This is a genomic window from Acetobacter sp. (genome assembly GCF_052102375.1).
In the GTDB taxonomy this organism is placed as follows: Bacteria; Pseudomonadota; Alphaproteobacteria; order Acetobacterales; family Acetobacteraceae; genus Acetobacter.
Genome location: NZ_JBQDXI010000009.1, coordinates 14404 through 27537, shown reverse-complemented (window position 1 = coordinate 27537; position 13134 = coordinate 14404). Strand labels below are relative to the sequence as shown.

Below are 13134 nucleotides of genomic sequence, written 5' to 3'. Positions count from 1 at the left end.
AAAAGCAGGGCTTTTTACGTTTGGCTGTCTGAGTGTTAGATCATAAATGGCCTAACGTGAGCCCATACATGATCCCGGCCAAAAGCAGCATGAAAGCGAACATAACTGCCAGGCGGCCTTTCTGCCGTTTCTGTTTTTCCGCATTTTCCTGCTGTGTGAGAAGAGTGCTCATTCATTAGCTCCCCAGAAAACTTTGCAATGCATGATCTGCCAGAAGCCCGCAGAACAGCAAAAACAGATACGCCAGAGAAAACCGAAACGATATTCTTGCCGCTTTATCACCTTTAAGGCTGACACCGTTTGCGTCCTGCGGCTCACGCAGGACCGCAACCGCGCAGGCAATAAACCCAAGCCCCAGAATGAGCGCTGTTGCTGTATAGAGCCAGCCACACAAATGCATAACGGAAGGCACCAGAGACACAGCCAGCAAGACGAACGTATAGGCGAGAATTTGCCACCGTGTGTGCCGTGCCCCTTTGACAACTGGCAACATGGGAATACCGGCGCGCCCATAATCCTTACAGGCGTAAAGAGACAGGGACCAGAAGTGCGGTGGGGTCCAGAAAAAGACAATACCGAACATAACAAGCGGCAGAACGGCCATATGCCCGGTTGCCGCGGCCCAGCCTATCATGGGCGGAAAGGCCCCTGCCGCACCACCAATCACAATATTCTGCGGTGTCGAGCGCTTGAGCCACATCGTGTAAATGACAGCATAGAAAAAAATGGAAAACGCCAAAATACCCGCGGCAAGCGCGTTCGTTGCCATCCACATGAGGCAAACAGACAAGCAGGACAGGCCAACACCATAAGCAAGCGCCTCTTGCTCTGGAATACGACCGCCGGGAATAGGCCGTGTAATCGTACGCTGCATGACGGCATCAATATCGCGGTCATACCACATATTGATTGCACCCGCGGCACCGGAGGCAAGACAGATACAAATGATAGCAACGACAGATTCAAAAAGCGAAATATGACCAGGAGCAACAACCATGCCAGCAGCCCCTGTAAAAACAACAAGGGAAATAACTCTGGGCTTGAGAAGCTGAATCCAGTCCTTTGCCGTTGTACCAACCCGGTCCGCCTTGAAGCGCATACGTGTTGAAGTTCCAGTGGAACTGGCTACCGTGTCACTCATGAGCGTACCATCCCAGCGTTATTCTGCAGTACGGCATGCTTCTTGCTCCGTTTCTGCGGCATAGGGCTGTCTTTTAAGAAACTCAGCCCCATTGTCAGGAGAAAGCACAAGCCAGAGAGCACAAACAACGCCCCACTCACAACCTGAGTGGTAGCAGACAGGCCGGGAAGAGCCAGAACCGTGGCGACACACATCATGCCAAACTGCACGGTGGCGAGTGTGGAGGAGTACCAGCGGCCGCAAAGTTCTCCGCGCCAGAAATAAACCCCGCAGAACACAGCGTACAGCATGCCGAATTGAAGTGCGGAATGAAGCCCGCCGCCCTGCGTAAATTGGCTGACCCAGCCTGTGGAAACGACCAGAAGAAAGCCCAGCCCCCACAGAACCGGTACGCGGACAGATAAATAGGTCCGCCATGTCCCAATCATCCAGACAAGCGCCAGAAGAACAGATGCCAGTGTTGCGGCACCCAGCACCCAAGACTCCGCGACTAAGGGCGACAGACCGACAATGTCACCCTCAGAACCCTGTGCAAAAGCGGCTTTGACCCACAATACCGTGCAGACGGCTGCTGCGCCTGTCATGAGGCCGACAACCCACCGCATGGGGAAACGTACAGTGGTGGCAACTGTCTCAAACACAATACCAAACCCGATCAGCAACGTGACCAAAGTAACGGGCTTAGCAAAAAGTTCCACCAAAGCGGCACTAAAGGGCACACCAGCACTTTGCTGATGTGTAGCCAAAGCGGCCAGTACAGGGACAGTCAGTAAAAGAACAGCAGAAGACAGCATTTCCCCCCACACGAAGGGAGAGAAAGCAGTCCGCTCTGCACCATCTGCACGACTGTCAAATAATGTTGCCAGCACTATCATGGCCGCGAGCAGTGCACCGGCGCACCACAAGAAAAGTGCTGCGTACTGGTGCGCTGGCGCACCAACCATAAGCCCGCCAGCCACCGCCAGACAGCCGAGCGCCACAGCGTTGAGACGAGGCATAACCATAGCACCGCGCCCAAGAGCGGCAGGAAGCCAGAGTGTTCCGAAACCACCAATAAAGGCGGGAAAAACAACAAACAGAAGCATGAGTGATGCGTGATTCTGTTCCAGCGCCACCCAGAAACCTGTTGCAGGAACCAAGCCTGCACTCTGTAGCGCTGAACTACCGCCGCCAAGCAGGGCTGCAATGACTGCCAACACCAGATAACCCATCCCTACCCCGTTTATGGATAAAGTGCGCTGTTCCATAGTGTCTTGCCTTTTATTCTGGCTTTGGTCCGCTTGAGCAGAGGCCATGCTGTGCACCCCACATACTTCCAGTTTCGTGCACGGCGTCCACCTGCACCTTAAGATGCCATCCCTATAACGGATTTTTTATCAGGAAACGAGCGTTTCAGCCGCGCACGCCGGTCGCCCCTGCTGTGTGCAGACAGGGCGACAGAACGTGGAGCGGGTTAAATATTGTCTAGTGTCACCAGTGTAAACAACCCAGCCGGAGGCACTGGCTGGATACGTGCCCGTACCAGATCATCCGGTGGTAGCAGGGATTCCATGGCAAAGTCAGGATGCCAGCCTAGTGAGCGTGATGCCCGCGCCATACCGCGCTCAACTGCACCGCGCACGCCATTGGGGGCCAGAAAATGGTTTACAAACAGGATATGACCGCCCGGCTTAACAACGCGTTTAAGCTCACGAAGCAACTTACGCGGATGCGGCACAACAGACGCCACAAACATGGCCACAGCGATGTCGAAAGACGCATCATCAAAGCAGGTTTCTTCGGCGTCCATTTCCAGCAGGGCATCAACGTTACCCAACTTTTCACGCTGCACGCGCTCCCGTGCACGGGCCAGCATGTCACCCGACAGATCAATACCCGTGATCTGTTTATCTTTGGTATAGAACGGAAGGGCCAACCCTGTTCCCACGCCCACTTCCAGCACTTTCGTACCAGAAAGACGGTTTACAGCCTCAACCGCTCTACGGCGGCCAAAGCCGGAAACACTGCCGAACACGGTGTCATACACACCTGCCCACCTGCGATAAGCAGCCTTTACGGCTTCAGCATCCAAGGCAGACCGAGAAGGTGCCGGATCTTCACCCTGACCGCCGGGTGCGCATTTGTGCAAAACTTCACTCATGCTCTCTCTCTGCCCGCTGGCGCTGATTTCTTCAAGAGCCACTACGCTTCTTCCTTTACTTTAAATAAAACGCGCCACAAAAGCGCCCTTGTCTCAGGCCCCATAATGCCCTTACCTTCACCCGCAACGTCGTTATTCTACAAGTAGGGAAACATGCTGCAATTCTTCCTTATCCTGTTTTCCCTTATCATCTGGGTTTCCATTTTTACCTACTTCTGGCGCGCTGAACTCTTTCGCTGGCTAGATAACCGTTTTGGAAAAGACACAGCATTGAAATATCCCGATGATGAAGACGAAGGCACGACGGATCACGCTGCAGAACTTTTTGCGCCCCCCAAAAAGCCGAAAGAAGATGCTGCAAAGCAAGATGATACTGCGGCGCGCAAAAACAGCACACCACAGTAAGTCTTTTCAGCCTCTCAGTTTAGTTTCAATGCAATCCCATATTGTGGCTGCTGCATTGACGCCATCAAACCGTTCCAGTTCCTGCAAACCTGTGGGAGATGTCACATTAATCTCGGTCAGATAATCCCCGATCACGTCAATTCCCACAAAAATCAGACCATGTTCTTTCAGGAATGGCCCAATTGCTGCGCAGATTTCCTCGTCCCTTGGGGTAAGGGCAACTTTATGGGCCACCCCACCGACATGCATGTTGGACCGATGATCGCCCTCTGAAGGAACACGGTTGATGGCCCCAACGGGTTCCCCGTCCACAAGAATAATACGCTTATCACCTGCCTTCACGGCTGGCTCGTAACGCTGAATCATCAAAGGTTCACGGGAGCGGGCAAAATGCATTTCAAGGAGGGCGTTAAGGTTCTGGTCATCTTCCTTGATCCGAAAAATGCCACTACCGCCATTCCCGAAAAGCGGCTTCACAATAATATCACGCCATTTAGCACGAAAAGCGCGGATCTGCTCAGCGTCCCACGTCACCAATGTTGGTGGCATCAAGTGTGGAAAATGCGTTACCAGCAGCTTTTCGGGCGAATCCCGTACCCAACGCGGGTCGTTCACGACCAGAGCCTTGTCTGGCCCTATGCCGTGCACATGGTCCAGCACATGCGTGGCAGTGATATAAGCCATGTCAAACGGCGGATCCTGACGCATCAGGACGACATCCATATCCCGGAGAGAGCGCCGGGATCCCTCACCAAATGTAGCGTGGTCACCTTTTTTGCGCTGTACCGTCACAGGGCGTAACCACGCTGTAACCTGTGTTGCAGACGCCTTACCGGGTGTGACAACCCCTTCCCCGAGTGCCAGAGAAGGCACTTCATAGACAAAAAGAGAGTGCCCGCGTGCCTGTGCTTCCAGCATCAGGGCAAAAGTTGAATCCCCGTCAATATTAATATGTTCCAGCGGATCCATCTGGACGGCCACGTTGAGTGTCACTGCCATGCCCTGTGCTTTCCCTTAGTATCGCATAAGTAAGAGGTACCGTATCTCTCTTCCGCGCTGCTGTCCAAACCCGAGCAGTATGCCTTGTACACTTTCAACTATGGCGAGGAAGAAGGACAGCATCTTGCCCCTGCCCTGACGCAGTACACTGCAACCGCACTTTATAAACGGAATAAGTATCAGCCACGACGCCCCGGCGGGCACGCGCCACATCTGGTAGATGCTCCAAAACAGTGAACATGGCGGGATCTGGCTCGTCATGCCGCCGGTGACTCCTGATCAGATACCCTTCTGTGCAGGCAGAAGGCTGAAGCGCGAACAGCGCCCAACGCGGCTCAACGGCTACAACAGGACGGGAGGTCGGAGCATAAAATGCAAGTTCTGCTGCCAGCCCATATTCATCGGCAATCAGCGGCTGATGTTCTGGTAGCTGCACATCAAGCATTGGGGCCAGTTCTGCCCAGCCCCCCATCTGCCGTAAGGTCATGTCAAAATGCGGAGACAGCTTTAAAGGTGCTGCAAGTGCTTGCCCTATAACCAGAACCACCAACACCACACCAAAGCCGCTAACAGCTTTCCACCAACGCCATGCAGGCAGTGTCGCGGCCATGCACAGGATAGGATAGAGAACGACAGGCCAATTTGCCTGCACCCGCGCCCCAAAAGCATGCTGAATAAAAACCGCCGCAGACACGGCAATCATGCAGGTATAGACCCGAGAAATGGCGTCTTTCTGCCGAAACAGCACCACAGCACCCATAACAAAGAACAGAAAAATGCCCGGTGTTGCCAAGCCTATCTGCCCTCCGAGCAACTCTCCAAAATAAGTAACTATCTTATTGGGGTGCCAGTCCCCTGCACGCCCCCCCTGCTTTAAAAAGCTGGCCCAACCATGATGAGCGTTCCACCAGACGACAGGCGCCAGACAAAGGGTGGCACACAATCCTCCTAGCCACGGCCAGATCGTTTTCAGCCACATCCGGCCAGAAGCAAAAATCAACAGCCACAAACAGAGCCCGGCAACAGGCAATATGGCAGTGTATTTACTGGAAAAACCCAAACCTGCACTGCCACCAACTATGAGCCACCACCACCCTTGCCGTGATTGTAGCAAGCCAGTCAGACTCCATAAAAAGAGCGCCATAAAAAAAAGAAGGGGTGTGTCTGGGGTTATCAGGATTGTCCCCACCCCCAGAGCAAGGGTGCCATTTAAAAGGACAGCAGCCTGAATACCGGCCTTTGTCGCCTGTGAAGCACCCAGCCCGCGGGACAGCCCCCATCTCCGTGTTGCCAGAGCCAGAAAAAGACTACCCAAGGCCGCACTAACAGGACCAAGAAGCCTTACGCCACAGGCAGTGTCACCGGCCAAAGCCATGCCCAGCCTTATAAACACCGCAACCATGGGAGGGTGATCAAGATACCCTGCCGCAGGTGCGAGAGCCCACACCCGATAATAGGCTTCGTCAGGTGTTAACGGGAGCCATGCAGTGGCAGCTATACGCAGCACTGTCAGTACAGCCAGCGCACATAACCAGCCCCAATATGGCACTTTACTCACTGACCAAAAATCCGGGTACAAGATAACTTTAGAATCGCGCAACCGCTGCCCTGAGCATCAAGTGCTTTTTCTGTTAAATCTCGTCGTGACCCAACCGGAAATGACTGGGCAGTAGCGGAGGGGCGCAGCAGACTCACTTTGAGCGTGTCTCACTATCCACAGGCAAAGGCACACCACTGCGCTCCAGGCTGGTCCGAATGGTCTGTAGTGTTTGAACCCGGATAACGTGCGGGGCTTCCGTAAGGTGGCGGGTCAGAAGATTTTCATGCGCTGCATCTTTCGCGATCAAACGCACCAGAAAGTCTCCACCACCGCGAATCATGTGGCATTCCCGCACTTCCGGCCATTCAGCAAGATGATGTTCAAACGCGGAAAGCACCGCCTCTTTTTGGCTATCCAACCCGATCAGCGCGAAAAACGTGATCGGCCACCCCAGCGTGGAGGCATCGGGGCGGGCATGATAGCCGTGAATAACCCCCAACTCTTCCAACCGCCTAACACGACGGAGACACGGAGGGGCAGAAATACCAACCCGGCGCGCCAATTCAACATTGGTCATACGCCCATCTTCTTGCAGTTCTGCTACAATTCGTAGGTCAACAGCGTCCAGTTCCGTCACCTTGTTTGTTCCATTATGCGCCGCAGCCTTGTTTTAACAAATTATGTGCCCTGTATATGCCATGCACAGCCTGTGCCCGCAAACGCTACACTCTTGCTCTATCGGGGCGCACCCGCCATATCGCCTATAAGTCATCAGTGTCCGCGCTCCCACCAACATGAGCGGCTCCACGTCAAGAAAGGCTAGCTATATATGACCGAAACCATCACGACAGACCTGCTTGTTATAGGTGCGGGTCCTGCGGGCTACACGGCTGCCATTTACGCTGCCCGTGCGAATCTCAAACCCGTGCTGGTTGCAGGGCTTCAGCCTGGCGGGCAGTTGATGATTACAACCGACGTTGAAAACTACCCCGGCTTTGCTGAAGCTGTGCAAGGCCCGTGGTTGATGGAACAGATGGCCGCGCAAGCTGCTCATGTTGGCACCAGAATTGAGCACGACATCATCACTTCTGTTGATTTTCAGTCTGGCGCACCTTTCCGCCTGGTGGGAGATTCCGGCACACAGTATGTCGCGCGCTCAGTCATTATTGCGACTGGTGCTCAGGCTAAGTGGCTTGGCCTGCCAAGCGAGCAGAAACTGCAAGGCGCTGGTGTGTCCGCCTGCGCCACCTGTGACGGATTTTTCTACCGAGGGAAAAATGTTGTCGTTGTCGGTGGTGGCAATACTGCTGTGGAAGAAGCCCTTTACCTGACCCACCATGCAGCACACGTAACCCTGATCCACCGCAGAGACAGCTTACGGGCTGAAAAAATTCTTCAGGATCGTTTCTTCAATCATCCCAAAACATCTATTCTTTGGAACACTGCTGTTGACGAAATTCTAGCCGAAGGTGAGCCCGCTGTGGTATCTGCCATCCGGCTGCGTAACACGCAGGATGGCACCCTCACCACTCTGCCGACAGATGGCGTGTTTGTTGCAATTGGCCACGCTCCCAACACGGCTATTTTCAAAAATCAGCTCACGCTGGATGCTGACAATTATATTGTGACCAAACCCGGTTCCACCCATACGTCCGTACCCGGAGTTTTTGCGGCAGGTGATGTGCAAGACAAGATCTATCGTCAGGCAGTAACGGCTGCTGGGAGCGGATGCATGGCTGCACTCGATGCAGAACGCTATCTGGCGGAGTGAGCTTCTCCGTAACGCGTAGTCCCTTGACCCGGAGTTACAATTACTGCACGTAATGATTTCAGAGTTACATAGTGATACTCTGACAACACTTCATTCAATCATTGCAGGAGGCGTGCGTGGACTGGGACAAACTCCGGGTTTTCCATGCTGTAGCCGAAGCGGGTTCCTTTACCCACGCTGGGGACGTTCTCAATCTTAGCCAATCTGCGGTTTCCCGCCAGATTTCAGCTCTTGAGGACGTTCTGCAGGTTCCTCTTTTTCATCGCCATGCCCGTGGGCTTATTCTCACAGAACAGGGCGAGACGTTGCATAAGACGGTGCGTGAGGTCTTTTCAAAACTTGAAATGACACAAACGCTTTTAACCGAAAGCAAGGAAAAGGCCGCAGGACGGCTACGGGTTACAACCACAACAGGTTTTGGCAATTGCTGGCTTATGCCCAGACTGCATAAGTTTATGTCAGCGAACCCTGACATCGATATCTGCCTCATTCTCGAAGATAACGATCTTGATCTGGGAATGCGGGAAGCGGATGTTGCTGTGCGTATGCACGCTCCGCGGCAGCCAGACCTTATCCAGCGGCATCTGGCGGACTTCCACCTGCCAATTTTTGCAGCGCCGCTTTATATTGAAAAATACGGCACACCTAAGACGCTGGAAGATCTTTCCACGCATCAGCTCGTGCTGTTTGGGGAGCATCACCCACCGGTTGCTCACATCAACTGGCTGGCCGACGCTACACGCGCAAGCGGTGTAAAACAGGCTGCACGGCTGGAAGTAAACAGCATGGCTGCCATGGCATATGCTATTTCTTCAGGTCTTGGCATCGGTTCTATCCCAACTTACGCCGCCAAGGAATTTCCTGATCTGGTGCAAGTTCTGCCGGAAATTACAACTCCGACAGTAGATGCCTACTTTGTTTACCCGGAAGAACTACGCAGCTCAAAGCGCGTAGCTGTATTCCGTGACTTCCTGATGAGCGAACTGGGCATACGGTAATACAAACTACCAGACTCGGTTACTCTTACAAAAAAGCTCCCCATATCGGGGAGCTTTTTTGGTATTAAGTGCGTTTTATTTATCAATTTCTATTATAACTGTCTTCTAATCTTATAATATCGTCTTCTCCCAAATAAGCTCCAGATTGCACCTCTATTAGGGTCAGTGGAATTTTTCCCGGATTTTCCAAACGGTGTTTACATCCTTGGGGCAGATAGACACTCTCATTTTCTCGCACCAGTATTTCGTCTTCACCTCGCGTTACAAGAGCAACACCATCTACCACAACCCAATGTTCTGAGCGATGAAAATGCTTTTGCAGAGAAAGCTTCCCTCCTGGGTTAACGACAATACGCTTTACTTGAAAACGTTCACTGCAAATCAATGCTTCGTAAAAACCCCAAGGCCGATGACATTTACGATGCGATGAGGCCTCTACACGTTCGTCCCCCTTTAGACGCTCAACAATTTTTTTTACGTTTTGCGCCTGACTTTTATGGGTTACCAAAACAGCGTCCAAAGTCACTACCACGATAACGTCTTCCAGCCCGGATACAGCGGTTAAAGTCCCTTCGGACCGCACGTAGCATCCTTGCACATCCTCAACCATAACGTCCCCAACCAGAACATTGTTACGGTCATCCTTTGAGCTTATCTCCCACAGCGCATCCCAGCTTCCAACATCTGACCAACCAAGATTGGCCGGGATAACAGCTGACAATGTCGTTTTTTCTGCAATAGCATAGTCGATAGAGATATCTGGAGCCTGCTCAAAAGCCTCCCGCTGCAAGCGTATAAAATCCAGATCGTCCTTTCTTTGCTCAAATGCTTTCTGAACAGAGGCAATTACTGTGGGAGCGTGACGCTGCATCTCCGCCAGCAACACGTCCGCCCGGAACACAAACATCCCTGAATTCCAGAAATAATTTCCTTCTTTCAAGAAAAACTCAGCTGTTTTTTCATCAGGCTTTTCATGGAAGGACCGAATAACATAAGCCCCCTCGACATCAGAAAGAGGCTGCCCCTGCTCTATGTATCCATATCCCGTGTGGGCCTGCGTTGGTGTCATGCCAAATGTTACAATTCGCCCCAATTCTGCTGCTTTAATGGCTTTTCCCATTACCTGCATCAAAACCTGCTGCTCCGTAATCTCAGCATCCGCAGGCATCATCCATAAAATGGCCTGTGGATTTGTTTGCGTTGCCAGTAATGCTGCTGCGGTAATAGCGGGCGCTGAGTTACGACCAACAGGCTCCAGAACAATTTGAGCTTTGTCAGCAAGAACTTCTCTAACCTGCTCAGCTATAAGAAACCGATGCTCTTCATTACAAACAATAATAGGAGCGGCATATCGCTGCGCACGTAGCAACGTCTCTTGCAACATGCTGCGATGGCTGATTAGAGGCCACAATTGCTTAGGGAAACTGGCGCGGGACATAGGCCATAATCTACTTCCCGTGCCGCCAGACAAGACGACGGGGATGATAGGGGGGCGTGAGGAGTGGCTTTCTCTCATACTAAAAGCTTTCTAATTTTTTCAAAAGTCATCTTGTAGAATGTTTGCTCTCTTATGCCATCTTTATGGGCTCTCGTCGCGTGTGCAATTTCTACAAGAAAGAAGCTTATACTAGCAGAACAAGCGATCATCCCGCTCACGAAACCATAAGCAGAACGACTAGGCTCGCGCTGTTTTCTGAAAAATGGAAAAGAAAACATTACGAGAGTTTTATTTTTTTACTTGCTCAGCTCATCTTATCCGTAAAAAAAGACCACTGGGGTAGATAAAAATGTAAGTTGTTCAGTCAAAATTGAACATTCTCTATTCACAAGAAAGAATAGAACATATATGAACGAAACATTCAGAAAACAAAATATAATGGATGCACCATGACTGAGAACCAGAGCTACCCCATCATTCTTGATTTGGTTGCCGAGATTGTTTCCGCACACGTTTCTAACAACCAGACGGATCCGGCAACAATTCCTGCGTTGATTAAGGATGTTTACCAGGCCCTTAAAACAGCGGATCAGCCACAGAGCGAACCGGAAAAGCTTCAGCCTGCTGTTCCCGTAAAGCGTTCGGTTTTTCCTGACTACATTGTCTGCCTTGAAGACGGCAAAAAGCTGAAAATGCTCAAACGCCACCTGCAAAGCGCATATGGTATGACCCCAGAACAGTACCGTGAACGCTGGAGCCTGCCGACCGACTACCCGATGGTTGCACCGAACTACGCTGAACGCCGCTCCACACTTGCACGTGAAATTGGCCTTGGCCGTAAAATTCACGCCACCACAGAAGGCGAAGAAACAGTAGGCCGTGGCCGCCGCAGCAAGAAGCAGGCTGGCTAAAATTTTCTGAAAAAGCCGGTGTGTATTGCTCTGGTTCCCGCACACCGGCATCTTACATATTGACGAAACCCACATGTATAGCGAAAGTCAGATCACGCTATCTCTCGCATAGCGGTAAGTTACACAGTTTTCTTGCAAAGCGCGTCTTTCCACTTTTCCTGCGCGCCCGTTTTCTCTGTCTTATTGTGTCAGATTGTACGAGCCTGGAAGGTAAACATGACCAAATCTGAACTCATCGCCGCTTTAATGAGAAAGCACCCTCACCTACAGATCAAAGATGTCACGTTAATCGTGAATACGGTTTTTGGTGCTATTTCCGATAGTCTGACCGATGCAAACCGCGTTGAACTACGGGGCTTTGGCGCTTTTTCGGTTAAGGAGCGTGACCCACGCATTGGCCGCAATCCAAAAACTGGTGAACAGGTTGAAGTCTCAAAGAAGTTCATTCCCTTCTTTAAAACAGGCAAAGAGCTTCACGCACGCCTCAATAAAGAGCGCGATATTCCATAAGTTGTTTTAAAGCTTAACCGTCATGCACTGCTGTGCCAGCTTTAAGTCTTCAACGAATCTGGCATATTCTCGTTGCTTGTCTGACGGGTTAGGAAGACGTAACAGATAAGAAGGGTGCACAGTTACTAAGCCCTGTACGTTTGGGGCGAGATCAAAAGTCCGTGATCTTTCTCGCGAGATGGTGACCGGTCGGCCCAGCAGACTTTGTGCAGCTGTTACCCCCATCATGACAATAAGTGCTGGCTTAACAAGGCGTCGCTCAGCATCCAGCCAAGCACGACAGGCTGTAATATTGTCTTGTTCAGGCTTCTGATGCAGCCTATGTGAACCGCGCCATGTAAAACGGAAATGTTTGACTGCATTGGTCACATAAACATCTGAGCGGATTAACCCAGCATCTTTTAAAGCACTATCTAAAACTTGCCCTGCAGGCCCAACAAAGGGATGACCGGCCTTATCCTCCTGATCTCCCGGTTGTTCGCCTACCAACATAATTTGGGCCGTTACAGGGCCTTCACCAAAGACTGTGCGTTGAGCCGGTTTCCACAGCGCACAAGAACGACAATCCATTGCCTCAGCACCAAGCTGATCGAGCGTTTTCGCCTGCTGGCGCTCTACTTCCGTTGGAATGAGGACGGTATTGGGATAGCCATCCCACGGCCAAGTAGCGTCAGGCTGCCATACGGATGGTGTCTGACCTCCCTCTCCAAACAAGAGAGCATGCCCATCCCATTTCATGCTGCGATACGGCGTGTGAACCATCCACGTTTCCGCGACGCGAGCACGACAAAACGCGGCATTAGCTTCCAGAATGTAATTATGGGTTTCGCAATACCAAGCGCCTCGGCCACCATTCCTGTAGTACGCAGCAAATGCCTGGCGAAACGCCGCAGTCTCCTGCTTTACACGCGCGACCCACTGGTCAACTTGGAGCCTGTCAGGGTCTCCGTTGCTCTGTTGGAGGTCTAGCCCGCCATGAACAACCCGATAAACAAGCCTGTAAAGCCGTGAAAAACGGTCTGGGTCATTGACTTGAATAGCAAGAACCAAACGCTCTACCAGACTTCGCGGCAGGGTCAGTGCACCACCCGCCTCAGGTATGGTCCAGACAGGTTGGGAAACATTCTGACCAAAAACATCGGCAGATTTCAGAACGGACCATGACAGCTCTTCTGGCTTAGTGCCTCTGGCAACGTGATAGCGCACCGCCTGCCGCCATGTGGCAAAATCCACCTCATGCGCCAGAACGATGTGTGTGCCACCTTCTTCACGCTCCATCAC

At 51.9% G+C, this 13134-nt stretch carries 14 protein-coding genes; 5 read left to right on the top strand and 9 right to left on the bottom strand.

Features of this window, described 5'->3' with window-relative positions:
• Positions 1 to 40 precede the first annotated feature (40 nt).
• From ACTIDN_RS05675 to ACTIDN_RS05660, 4 genes are all read right to left on the bottom strand, one after another.
• A complete protein-coding gene (locus ACTIDN_RS05675; protein ID WP_441376298.1) occupies positions 41 to 172 on the bottom strand; it encodes a hypothetical protein in 132 nt (43 codons plus the stop codon).
• A gap of 3 nt (positions 173 to 175) precedes the next feature.
• Positions 176 to 1141, bottom strand: coding sequence for a heme o synthase (locus ACTIDN_RS05670; protein WP_441376297.1), 966 nt, complete (start codon positions 1139 to 1141; stop codon positions 176 to 178).
• Positions 1138 to 2388: a cbb3-type cytochrome c oxidase subunit I gene (locus tag ACTIDN_RS05665; protein WP_441376296.1), complete on the bottom strand. Its 1251-nt coding sequence runs from the start codon at positions 2386 to 2388 to the stop codon at positions 1138 to 1140. Before ACTIDN_RS05665 ends, ACTIDN_RS05670 begins: the two co-directional genes overlap by 4 nt.
• 206 nt (positions 2389 to 2594) lie before the next feature.
• Complete coding sequence (locus tag ACTIDN_RS05660; RefSeq protein WP_415508812.1) at positions 2595 to 3281, bottom strand: class I SAM-dependent methyltransferase; 687 nt, start codon at positions 3279 to 3281, stop codon at positions 2595 to 2597.
• 153 nt (positions 3282 to 3434) lie between these two features.
• Here ACTIDN_RS05660 and ACTIDN_RS05655 point away from each other — a divergent pair, with 153 nt between their 5' ends.
• A complete protein-coding gene (locus ACTIDN_RS05655) occupies positions 3435 to 3686 on the top strand; it encodes a hypothetical protein (protein ID WP_441376295.1) in 252 nt (83 codons plus the stop codon).
• A 6-nt stretch (positions 3687 to 3692) separates the two neighbouring features.
• Here ACTIDN_RS05655 and gshB read toward each other — a convergent pair whose 3' ends face one another.
• From gshB to ACTIDN_RS05640, 3 genes are all read right to left on the bottom strand, one after another.
• Positions 3693 to 4685 (bottom strand): glutathione synthase, encoded by a 993-nt coding sequence (gene gshB, locus ACTIDN_RS05650; RefSeq protein WP_415508795.1) that lies wholly within the window; start codon positions 4683 to 4685, stop codon positions 3693 to 3695.
• A gap of 94 nt (positions 4686 to 4779) precedes the next feature.
• Positions 4780 to 6243: a glycosyltransferase family 39 protein gene (locus tag ACTIDN_RS05645; protein ID WP_441376294.1), complete on the bottom strand. Its 1464-nt coding sequence runs from the start codon at positions 6241 to 6243 to the stop codon at positions 4780 to 4782.
• 133 nt (positions 6244 to 6376) lie between these two features.
• Positions 6377 to 6862, bottom strand: a complete 486-nt coding sequence (locus ACTIDN_RS05640; RefSeq protein WP_415508797.1) for an Lrp/AsnC family transcriptional regulator — start codon at positions 6860 to 6862, stop codon at positions 6377 to 6379.
• 192 nt (positions 6863 to 7054) lie between these two features.
• Here ACTIDN_RS05640 and trxB point away from each other — a divergent pair, with 192 nt between their 5' ends.
• Both trxB and ACTIDN_RS05630 read left to right on the top strand, forming a co-directional pair.
• Positions 7055 to 7996 (top strand): thioredoxin-disulfide reductase, encoded by a 942-nt coding sequence (gene trxB / locus ACTIDN_RS05635; RefSeq protein ID WP_048838789.1) that lies wholly within the window; start codon positions 7055 to 7057, stop codon positions 7994 to 7996.
• 116 nt (positions 7997 to 8112) lie between these two features.
• A complete protein-coding gene (locus ACTIDN_RS05630; protein WP_415508798.1) occupies positions 8113 to 8994 on the top strand; it encodes a LysR family transcriptional regulator in 882 nt (293 codons plus the stop codon).
• A gap of 82 nt (positions 8995 to 9076) precedes the next feature.
• On the opposite strand, the gene ACTIDN_RS05625 is transcribed toward ACTIDN_RS05630, so the two are convergent.
• Positions 9077 to 10510, bottom strand: a complete 1434-nt coding sequence (locus ACTIDN_RS05625) for a mannose-1-phosphate guanylyltransferase/mannose-6-phosphate isomerase (protein ID WP_441376293.1) — start codon at positions 10508 to 10510, stop codon at positions 9077 to 9079.
• 371 nt (positions 10511 to 10881) lie between these two features.
• Between ACTIDN_RS05625 and ACTIDN_RS05620 the strand changes: the two genes are divergently transcribed.
• A complete protein-coding gene (locus ACTIDN_RS05620; RefSeq protein ID WP_415508799.1) occupies positions 10882 to 11343 on the top strand; it encodes a MucR family transcriptional regulator in 462 nt (153 codons plus the stop codon).
• A 216-nt stretch (positions 11344 to 11559) separates the two neighbouring features.
• Positions 11560 to 11853 carry an integration host factor subunit beta gene (locus ACTIDN_RS05615; RefSeq protein WP_415508800.1) on the top strand — a complete coding sequence of 98 codons (294 nt, stop codon included), beginning with the start codon at positions 11560 to 11562 and terminating at the stop codon, positions 11851 to 11853.
• A gap of 6 nt (positions 11854 to 11859) precedes the next feature.
• On the opposite strand, the gene ACTIDN_RS05610 is transcribed toward ACTIDN_RS05615, so the two are convergent.
• A complete protein-coding gene (locus ACTIDN_RS05610; RefSeq protein WP_441376292.1) occupies positions 11860 to 13131 on the bottom strand; it encodes a UdgX family uracil-DNA binding protein in 1272 nt (423 codons plus the stop codon).
• Positions 13132 to 13134: the final 3 nt, after the last annotated feature.

Bases quoted from the DNA above. Each gene is read 5' to 3' on its own strand.
- gshB (WP_415508795.1), bottom strand. From the start codon at position 4,685: ATGGCAGTGACACTCAACGTGGCCGTCCAGATGGATCCGCTGGAACAT.
- ACTIDN_RS05625 (WP_441376293.1), bottom strand. From the start codon at position 10,510: ATGAGAGAAAGCCACTCCTCACGCCCCCCTATCATCCCCGTCGTCTTG.
- ACTIDN_RS05655 (WP_441376295.1), top strand. From the start codon at position 3,435: ATGCTGCAATTCTTCCTTATCCTGTTTTCCCTTATCATCTGGGTTTCC.
- ACTIDN_RS05620 (WP_415508799.1), top strand. From the start codon at position 10,882: ATGACTGAGAACCAGAGCTACCCCATCATTCTTGATTTGGTTGCCGAG.
- ACTIDN_RS05610 (WP_441376292.1), bottom strand. From the start codon at position 13,131: ATGGAGCGTGAAGAAGGTGGCACACACATCGTTCTGGCGCATGAGGTG.
- trxB (WP_048838789.1), top strand. From the start codon at position 7,055: ATGACCGAAACCATCACGACAGACCTGCTTGTTATAGGTGCGGGTCCT.
- ACTIDN_RS05660 (WP_415508812.1), bottom strand. From the start codon at position 3,281: ATGAGTGAAGTTTTGCACAAATGCGCACCCGGCGGTCAGGGTGAAGAT.
- ACTIDN_RS05615 (WP_415508800.1), top strand. From the start codon at position 11,560: ATGACCAAATCTGAACTCATCGCCGCTTTAATGAGAAAGCACCCTCAC.
- ACTIDN_RS05670 (WP_441376297.1), bottom strand. From the start codon at position 1,141: ATGAGTGACACGGTAGCCAGTTCCACTGGAACTTCAACACGTATGCGC.
- ACTIDN_RS05665 (WP_441376296.1), bottom strand. From the start codon at position 2,388: ATGGAACAGCGCACTTTATCCATAAACGGGGTAGGGATGGGTTATCTG.
- ACTIDN_RS05675 (WP_441376298.1), bottom strand. From the start codon at position 172: ATGAGCACTCTTCTCACACAGCAGGAAAATGCGGAAAAACAGAAACGG.